This is a genomic window from Mesorhizobium sp. M7D.F.Ca.US.004.03.1.1 (assembly GCF_003998635.1).
Classification (GTDB): Bacteria; Pseudomonadota; Alphaproteobacteria; order Rhizobiales; family Rhizobiaceae; genus Mesorhizobium; species Mesorhizobium loti.
Genome location: NZ_RZQG01000162.1, coordinates 1 through 9,221 on the forward strand (window position 1 = coordinate 1; position 9,221 = coordinate 9,221).

Sequence of the window (9,221 nt, forward strand, 5' to 3'; positions counted from 1 at the left end):
GGGTGAGACGGCCGCCGACGGAACTGGCCAGAACTCGCCGTTCACGACGGCGCTGACCAAATATCTCGGCACCGACGGGCTCGAAATCCGCTCGGTGCTGACACTGGTGCAGCAGGAGGTCTATGACCTGTCGCGTGGAAAACAGCTGCCTTATGTCGAGAGCGCCCTGCCGCAACTCTTCTTTGCCGCGAAGGCCAGGCAGGACTTGCCCGAGCGCGAGCGCCTGTTGCTCGCCATGGCCGATGTGACGCCCGAAATGCGCGGCCAGGTCGAGCAGATCGCCAGTGACGCCGACATGCCGCTGGCGCCGCTTTATGGCGCGCTGATCGGTCTCGACACCAAGCACCTTTCCGCCGAGAGCCTGGACGCCAGCCTGCGCGAGGCGGCGGACGCTTTCGTCAAGGTGCGCGGCGAGATGAAGACGCTGGCCGCCGACGATCCACGTGTGACGGAACTGCGTCGGCAGGCCGAGGAGCAGCTGGCCCTGGGCGCCTTCGGCGCGGCACAGGCAAGACTGGCGGAAGCGGTCGATATCGACGACGTGTCGCGCAAGGCGCTGAAGGTAAATTTCGTCGACCGCACGCTGTCGCAAGCCGCAACGCTGTTCCTGTCGGCGGGCGCATCGCGCGCCGACCTCAACTATGCGGCAGCCATCAAGGGCTACGAGACCGTGCTGTCGCTCTATGGCGAGGCCGGGCAGACCTCGCTCAGCCTGGAACAGGCCGACCGCCAGAGCCGCACACTGGAGGAGCTCGGCATCCTCTATACGACGGTCGGCAATGTCGACGCAGCCGGCCGCGCCTTCACGGCCCTTTTGGCAAACCTCGAGCAGCGGTCGCGTCAGGAAACCGATCCCAGCGTCAAACGCGATCTCGCCATCAGCCATATCAAGCTCGCCAACATCAAGATGGCCCAAGGCGACCTGCCGGCCTCCCTGGAAAACTACGAGGCCGCCAGGGACGTGCTGCAGGGTCTGACCGCAAGCCTGCCGGACAAGAAAGACTGGCTTGGCGATCTGGCCATGGCCAATGACAAGATCGGCAACGTGCTGGCGACGCAAGGCGATGTTGGCGCGGCCGCCCAGGCCTATCAGCAAAGCCTGTCGATCAAGCAGCAATTGGCCGATGCGGAGCCGGACCGCGCCTATCTGCTGCGCGATCTGACCATCACCTATGATGAAATCGGCGACCTTGCCCGCACCGCCGGACAGCTGGATAGCGCCCAGACGGCATTTGAAGAGAGTCTGAGAATTCGGCTGGCGCTGGCCGAGAACAAACCCGATGATCCCGAGCGCCAGCGCGCTGTCTCCGTCAGCCATGAAAGGATCGGTGACGTGCTGCGCGAGCGCGGCGACCCCGCCGGTGCACTCGTGGCCTACAAAAAGAGCCAGGCGATCGCCGAAGAGCTGGTGCGCCGCGACCCCAACGATACCGACTTGAAGCGCGACCTGTCGATCGGTTACGCCAAGGCCGGCAATGCGCTAAGCGACCGGAAGAGCTGGTCGCCGGCACTGGCTTCCTATCAGCAAGCGCTTGATATAGCGCGTGAACTCGCCGCCACCGATCCTGGCAACACAAACTGGCAGCGGGACCTGTCGGTTTGTCTGGAAAAGGTCGCCGGTGTGCTTGATGTCCAGGGCGATATCAGCGGCGCACTGCAAAACTATCAGGACAGTCTTGCCATTGCCGACCGTCTGGCCAAGCTCGACCCAGCCAATTCCGACTGGCAACGCGATCTGTCGATCACGCTCTCGGAAATCGGCATGCTGGAGACCAAGCAGCGCCACTTCGAGGGCTCCAGGAAAGCCTTCGAAACCAGCCTCGGCATCCGCCAGCAACTGGCCCAGTCCGATCCGGACAATGCGATCTGGCAATTTGATCTGGTACAGGCCTACATCAACTACGCCTATGTGGCGAAGGATCCGAAGGCGGTGCTGACCAAGGCGCTTAACCTGACGCTGGAGCTCGACCGCACGGGTCGGCTGGCGCCGAGAGACAAATCCACGATCAAGTATTTGCGCGGCCTTCTCGCCAAATTCGGCGGCCGAAAAAAATAGCCGGCTGCCGGCTGGGCGTTCGCCCCCGAAATGCTCGCAAACCTTGGAAAAACCGCCTTTAGCGCCTATATCTAATGCATATCAGAGGCGCGATTCGGGGCCGATTTTTAGCGCCGTGCAAGCGGCATCCAGACAACAGGTTTTCATGAGCGATCAGATCGACAACAACAACGGCGCTGAAGCCGAATACGGCGCCGATTCCATCAAGGTTTTGAAGGGGTTGGATGCTGTCCGCAAACGCCCCGGCATGTATATCGGCGATACTGACGACGGTTCGGGCCTGCACCACATGGTCTATGAGGTGGTCGACAACGCCATCGACGAGGCGCTGGCGGGCCACGCCGACCTCGTCACCGTGACGCTCAATCCCGATGGTTCGGTCACCGTGATCGACAACGGCCGCGGCATTCCGACCGATATCCACACCGGAGAAGGCATTTCGGCGGCCGAAGTGATCATGACGCAGCTGCATGCCGGCGGCAAGTTCGACCAGAACTCCTACAAGGTCTCGGGCGGCCTGCATGGCGTCGGCGTCTCGGTGGTCAATGCGCTTTCGGCCTGGCTGAAGCTGAGGATTCGCCGCAATGGCCAGATCTTCGAGATGAGCTTCACACATGGCAATGCCGACGCGCCGCTGAAGGCGACGGGCAGCTATGAGCAGGACAAGCAGCCCGGCACCTATGAAGGGCGCAGCGGCAGCGAGATCACCTTCTTCCCGTCGTCCGAGACCTTCACCATGGTCGAGTTCGATTTCGGCACGCTGGAACACCGGCTGCGCGAGCTCGCCTTCCTGAATTCCGGCGTGCGCATCATTTTGACCGATGCCCGTCATGCCGACATCGTGCGCCATGAACTGCACTATGATGGCGGGCTGGAAGAGTTCGTCAAATATCTCGACCGGGTGAAGAAGCCGCTGATCGACAAGCCGATCGCCATCAAGGCCGAGCGCGACGGCATCACCGTTGAAGTGGCGATGTGGTGGAACGACAGCTACCACGAGAACGTGCTGGCCTTCACCAACAACATCCCGCAGCGCGATGGCGGCACCCATCTGGCCGGTTTCCGCGGCGCGCTGACACGCCAGATCACCGGCTATGGCGAATCCTCCGGACTGACCAAGAGGGAAAAGGTGGGGCTGATCGGCGACGATTGCCGCGAGGGCCTGACGGCAGTGCTGTCGGTCAAGGTTCCCGACCCTAAATTCTCCTCGCAGACCAAGGACAAGCTGGTCTCGTCCGAAGTCCGCCCGGTGGTTGAAGGACTGGTCAACGAGGCTCTCGGCACGTGGCTCGAGGAACATCCGGCCGAAGGCAAGGTGGTGATCGACAAGGTGATCCAGGCCGCCGCGGCGCGCGAGGCGGCACGCAAGGCCCGCGACATCACCCGCAAGAGTTCGCTCGGCATCACCTCGCTGCCCGGCAAGCTGGCCGACTGCCAGGAACGCGACCCGGCGAAATCCGAGATCTTCATCGTCGAGGGTGACTCCGCCGGTGGCTCGGCCAAGGGCGGCCGTTCGCGCCAGAACCAGGCCATCCTTCCGCTGCGCGGCAAGATCCTCAATGTCGAGCGGGCCCGTTTCGACCGTATGCTCGGCTCCGAGATGATCGGCACGCTGATCACCGCGCTCGGCACCTCGATCGGCAAGGACGAGTTCAACGCCGACAAGCTGCGCTACCACAAGATCATCCTGATGACCGACGCCGACGTCGACGGCGCCCATATCAGAACCTTGCTGCTCACCTTCTTCTTCCGGCAGATGCCGGAGCTGATCGAGCGCGGCCATCTCTACATCGCCCAGCCGCCGCTCTACAAAGTGACGCGTGGCAAGAGCTCGCAGTACATCAAGGACGAGAGCGCCTTCGAGGAATTCCTGATCGGCTCGGGCCTGGAGGAAGCATCGCTTACGCTCGGCTCGGGCGAGGTTCGCATCGGACAGGATCTGCGCGGCGCCATCGACGACGCGCTGGCCGTGCGCCAGCTCATCAACGGCCTGCACACGCGCTACAACAGGGGCGTGGTCGAGCAGGCGGCGATCGCCGGCGGCCTCAACCCGGACGTCTTTACCGATCTCGCCCAGGCCAATGCCATGGCCGAGCGCATCGCCAAGCGTCTCGACATCATCGCCGAGGACACCGAACGCGGCTGGACCGGTCGCATGTCGACCTCGAACGAGGGCATTGGCGGCTATGTATTCGAGCGCACGGTGCGCAGCGTCAAGGAATACGCGCATCTCGATCTGGGGCTGATCAATTCGGCCGATGCACGTCAGCTCGACCGCTATGCGCCGCGCCTTACGGAAGTCTATGGCGAGCCACCGGTGCTGCGCCGCAAGGATGTCTCGGAGACCATCTCGGGACCGATGGCGCTGCTCAACGCGGTCTTCGCGACCGGGCGCAAGGGCCTGACCATGCAGCGCTACAAGGGTCTCGGCGAGATGAACGCCGAACAGCTCTGGGAAACCACGCTCGATCCGAACGTGCGCTCGCTGCTGCAGGTCAAGGTCAATGACGCGACGGATGCGGATAGTCTGTTTTCGCGGCTGATGGGCGACGAGGTCGAGCCCAGGCGTGAGTTCATCCAGGACAACGCGCTGTCGGTCGCCAATCTGGATATCTGATCTCGATAGTCTCTGACATTGGCGCGCCGCGGCGCGCCAATTGTTCCATCCATGGCAAACAAAATCATTTTATAACCCGCCGGAACGGAAGTCCCCTCGGGACATTGTGACAACATCGATCACAATTTCTCACAGGAGGCTTTCATGGGACGTGGCATTTTGCTCTGGTTGCTCGGAATCCCGATTCCAATCATCATTCTGATCATGCTTTTCGTACGATAGGGGGAACTCATGCAGTCCACTCTATCGGCTGTCGACGTTTCCACTTCAACAGAATCCTCTACTACTGCCGTCAGTTGGGGACCGATCATCGCCGGCGCCTTCGCGGCCTCGACGTTGACCTTCATCCTCATGCTGCTTGGTTCAGGCCTTGGGCTGAGCATGGTGTCACCCTGGTCTGGCTCCGGCGCGTCGGTCACGACCTTCGCGGTCTCTACCGCGATCTGGCTGGTCATCGTGCAATGGCTGTCCTCCGGTGTCGGAGGCTACCTTGCCGGACGCCTGCGCACGAAATGGGTCGGCATCCACGCCGACGAGGTCTATTTCCGTGACACTGCCCACGGCTTTTTGGCCTGGGCGCTGGCCACCCTGATCGTCGTCGGTGTCCTGGGCTCGGCGCTTTCCGCTGCGGTGGGTTCAGGCGTGCAGGCAGTCTCGACCGTGGCGTCGGGCGCCGCCATGGGTGCGTCGGCCGGTGCATCCGCCAATGCCGGTGGCGCTGCTGCTGACAATGCGACGTCCTACTTGGTGGACTCGCTGTTTCGTCCGGCTGATCCGAGCAAGCTCACGGCGGTCAGTCCGGACGGCGATGCGGCCGCGATCGGGCAGGCCTCGCGCATCCTGGTCGCCAGTGCCGCGGCAGGCGAAATCTCGACCGATGACAGGACCTATCTGTCGCAACTGGTCGCCGCCCGCACCGGCCTCTCCGAGGCTGACGCCAAGGCACGTGTCAATGCCCTAGTCGCCAAGGTCCAGGACGCCAAGGTCAAGGCACAACAGGCCGCCGACACCGCCAGGAAGGGCAGCGCGACTTTTGCCTTGCTCGGTGCCTTGTCGCTGGTGATCGGCGCCTTCATCGCCAGTGCGGCAGCCGCTCTCGGCGGCAGGCAGCGCGATGATGAAGAAGCGGTGTTCCTGACCAGCCGCTGATCTGGACCTGAAGCAGATCGATCCACTCCGGGCCAAAGCCCCGGGGTGGATTTTCTGTTTGAATTGCCAGGCGGCGCGTGGAGTATCGATCCCGTTCGCCGTTCTCATTTTTCGGAAGTCATAGCCGGCGCTTCCGCCTGGCTCGGCTCCAGCTTGCGGCCAAGGTCGACAGCGTCACGCAGCACGGCAAGATGCGAGCGAGCGCCGGCTGCGACTTCGACACCGGTCGCCGCCAACGACCAGTACAGCGTGTGGGTGAAGACGCGACCACGTGAGCCGCGCAGCTCGACCTGGATATTCTCCACACCCGGACCGAAATTTTCCGCCATCGGCCCGGAGATCGGATCGCCCGTAAGCCAGCCATTGCCGCGGTCGAAGATGTTGGTCCAGCGCGTCGCCGCAAACACCGCGCCATGATGCACGGCGCGCTGCGGCTTGCCCGAACGGTTGCGGCCTTCCTGATAGAGCACGGTGCCGCCAGCCGCTGCCCCTTCGGCAATCGGCGGGCACGCCGAGAACAGCCGCTCGGCAATGCCGCGCCTGAATTCGGCGAGATTGTACGTCACCAGAAATTCGCTGTGGGTCAGCGGGCTGCCAAGCGTGACGAAATCGCTGATCTTCCAGGGCCGATGGTCGGCATCGCCAGTGCGCAGCTGCCGGTAGAGCTCCCACTGATCGCGCCGGAAGCCGGCGAGATCGTCCAGGCTGCCGGGCCAAGCCGAACCGTCGGCAACAAGCGTCGCCTTGTCGATAGCGTGAATCGCCTTCAGTTTCGCCTTGTCGCGGATGGCCTCCAGTTTTCGGGGCCTGAAATCGGCCCACAATATCTGCAGCAGGTCATAGGCGATCATCGATCCAAGGCTGTGCGAGACCAGCACGATCCGGTCGTAGCTGTCGTCCATCATCAGACGCTTCAGCAGCCTCAGGCCGCGGTCGCGGATCAGTGCGCGCTTTTCGACCGTCGCCGCTTCGGCACGCACATAGGCGGCGACATCGCCGAAATAGGGAAGGCCAAACCGGTCCACCGCCCAGATGATGAACGAGGCCAGGATGGTGACGAACAGAGCGGCGGCCCAGGAGATATAGTGCTGCCAAACCGAGGTCGCGAGCGCGAGCATCGCGCACAGGACGACGATGACGGCAAGAAGAGTGACGAGATAGAGCTTGCGGGCGTCGCGCGGAATGTCGGCGAGCTTGCGCCACAGCAGGTTTGTCACCCAGGCGGCAAGCCGCCCCCGCGTCGTGCCCTGCGTGATGTCGGCCCAGTAGAGCTCGTAGAAATCGGTGCGACGGCCTTCGACATCGTAAGGCGTGGTGATGCGGCGAAGTTCGTATGAATTTGTCCGGCTGTCGGGGGTGATCCAGCTCTGGTTGATCTTCGCGCCGGTGGGATCGGCCGGATCGGCGACATGGGCATAAAACGGCGCGCGGCTGGGATCATGGCTCCAGACAGTCTGGACAAAGCCGCGCAACGTATCCATCGGCCGCTGTTCGCCCATGCCATGCACGATCACCACCGCCTGGCTCAGCTTGTGCGGTGCTTTTGCGGTGACCGGCGATGCGACGGGATCGGGCATCAGCGTCTCCGTTGACGACAATCCCGTCGGTGAGACGGGACGTCGTCATCGTAGCCTTGAAACCGCTGTCAGCCAAGAAAAAGCCCGGCGCGAAGCCGGGCGTTTCTTGTCTCAGTGCTGATCGCCTATCAGTGATCCATGGCCTTGACGATTTCCTCGGTCATCTTCTTGGCGTCGCCGAGCAGCATCATGGTGCCGTCCTTGTAGAACAGCGTGTTGTCGATGCCGGCATAGCCGGAGCCGAGCGAGCGCTTGACGAACAGGCAGGTGCGGGCCTTGTCGACGTCGAGGATCGGCATGCCGTAGATCGGCGACGACTTGTCGTCACGCGCGGACGGGTTGGTGACGTCGTTGGCGCCGATGACATAGGCGACATCGGCCTGCGCGAATTCGGAGTTGATGTCCTCAAGCTCGAACACTTCGTCATAAGGCACGTTGGCTTCCGCGAGCAGCACGTTCATGTGGCCGGGCATGCGGCCGGCGACCGGGTGGATAGCATATTTGACGTCGACGCCGTTGGCCTTGAGCTTGTCGGCCATTTCGCGCAGCGCGTGCTGCGCCTGGGCAACCGCCATGCCATAGCCGGGCACGATGATGACCTTCTGGGCGTTCATCATCAGATAGGCGGCGTCGTCGGCCGAGCCCTGCTTGACCGTGCGCTCGATGCCGTCGTCCGCCGTGGCGGTAGTCTCGCCGCCGAAGCCGCCGAGGATGACCGAGATGAAGGAGCGGTTCATGCCCTTGCACATGATGTAGGACAGGATCGCGCCGGATGAGCCGACCAGCGCGCCGGTGATGATCAGCGCCAGATTGCCGAGCGTGAAGCCGAGGGCCGCCGCCGCCCAGCCCGAATAGGAGTTGAGCATCGAGACGACGACCGGCATGTCCGCGCCGCCGATCGGGATGATCAAGAGTATGCCAAGCACCAGCGAGGCGGCAACGATCAGCCAGAACACCAGCTTGGACTCGGTGGTGACCAGCAGCACGATCAAGACGACGAGCGCGATGGCAAGTGCCGCGTGGATGAAGTGGCGGCCGCCGATCATGATCGGCTTGCCCGACATGCGGCCGTCGAGCTTGAGGAAGGCGATGACCGAGCCAGTGAAGGTGATGGCGCCGATGGCGAGGCCAAGGCTCATCTCGATCAGGGCCTGGGCGTGGATGTCGCCATCCGTGCCGATGCCAAAGCTTTCCGGGGCATAGATGGCGGCTGCCGCCACCATGACGGCGGCGAGGCCGACCAGCGAGTGGAAAGCAGCGACCAACTGTGGCATCGAGGTCATGGCGATGCGGCGCGCGGTGACCGCACCGACGCCGCCGCCAATGGCAAGGCCGAGCACGATCAAGCCGAAACGGCCAGCGGACGGGGTCGCCAGCGCCAGTGTGGTGGCGATGGCGATGCCCATGCCGATCATGCCGTAGAGATTGCCCTGCCGACTGGTGGTCGGATGCGACAGGCCGCGCAACGCCATGATGAACAGGACGCCGGAGACCAGATAGAGGAAGGACGCGAAGTTGGCGTTCATGGCGCTCTACTTGTCCTTCTTCTTGTACATGGCCAGCATGCGCTGGGTGACGAGGAAGCCGCCGAAGATATTGACCGACACCAGCATCAGCGCGACGAAGCCGAAGCCGGCGGCGATGCCGGAAGCGGCGATGCCGACGGCCAGCAGTGCGCCGACGACGATGACAGACGAGATGGCGTTGGTGACGGCCATCAGCGGTGTGTGCAGCGCCGGCGTCACCGACCAGACGACGTAATAGCCGACGAAGATCGCCAGCACGAAGATGGCGAAGCGGAAGACGAAGGGATCGATGGCGC

At 63.2% G+C, this 9,221-nt stretch carries 6 protein-coding genes; 3 read left to right on the forward strand and 3 right to left on the reverse strand.

The genetic code is table 11. The annotated features are described in order from the left end of the window. The 3 genes from EN935_RS12215 to EN935_RS12225 form a co-directional block, all read left to right on the forward strand. A partial coding sequence (locus tag EN935_RS12215; protein ID WP_127373342.1) for a caspase family protein occupies positions 1–2,056 on the forward strand: 2,056 nt, incomplete at its 5' end. A gap of 145 nt (positions 2,057–2,201) precedes the next feature. Next, complete coding sequence (gyrB, locus tag EN935_RS12220) at positions 2,202–4,673, forward strand: DNA topoisomerase (ATP-hydrolyzing) subunit B (RefSeq protein WP_109665740.1); 2,472 nt, start codon at positions 2,202–2,204, stop codon at positions 4,671–4,673. Positions 4,674–4,904: 231 nt separating this feature from the next. Beyond that, complete coding sequence (locus EN935_RS12225) at positions 4,905–5,822, forward strand: hypothetical protein (protein ID WP_127264161.1); 918 nt, start codon at positions 4,905–4,907, stop codon at positions 5,820–5,822. Positions 5,823–5,926: 104 nt separating this feature from the next. On the opposite strand, the gene EN935_RS12230 is transcribed toward EN935_RS12225, so the two are convergent. From EN935_RS12230 to EN935_RS12240, 3 genes are all read right to left on the reverse strand, one after another. Beyond that, a complete protein-coding gene (locus tag EN935_RS12230) occupies positions 5,927–7,399 on the reverse strand; it encodes a hypothetical protein (RefSeq protein ID WP_127264160.1) in 1,473 nt (490 codons plus the stop codon). Between the two features lie 128 nt (positions 7,400–7,527). Then, the gene (locus EN935_RS12235) at positions 7,528–8,925 is read right to left on the reverse strand and encodes an NAD(P)(+) transhydrogenase (Re/Si-specific) subunit beta (protein ID WP_127264158.1); all 1,398 of its coding nucleotides are present in this window, start codon (positions 8,923–8,925) and stop codon (positions 7,528–7,530) included. A gap of 6 nt (positions 8,926–8,931) precedes the next feature. Then, the coding region (locus EN935_RS12240; protein ID WP_127373343.1) for a proton-translocating transhydrogenase family protein at positions 8,932–9,221 on the reverse strand (290 nt) is incomplete at its 5' end.

Coding starts and splice junctions, on each gene's coding strand:
- gyrB (WP_109665740.1), top strand. CDS start 2,202: ATGAGCGATCAGATCGACAACAACAACGGCGCTGAAGCCGAATACGGC.
- EN935_RS12225 (WP_127264161.1), top strand. CDS start 4,905: ATGCAGTCCACTCTATCGGCTGTCGACGTTTCCACTTCAACAGAATCC.
- EN935_RS12230 (WP_127264160.1), bottom strand. CDS start 7,399: ATGCCCGATCCCGTCGCATCGCCGGTCACCGCAAAAGCACCGCACAAG.
- EN935_RS12235 (WP_127264158.1), bottom strand. CDS start 8,925: ATGAACGCCAACTTCGCGTCCTTCCTCTATCTGGTCTCCGGCGTCCTG.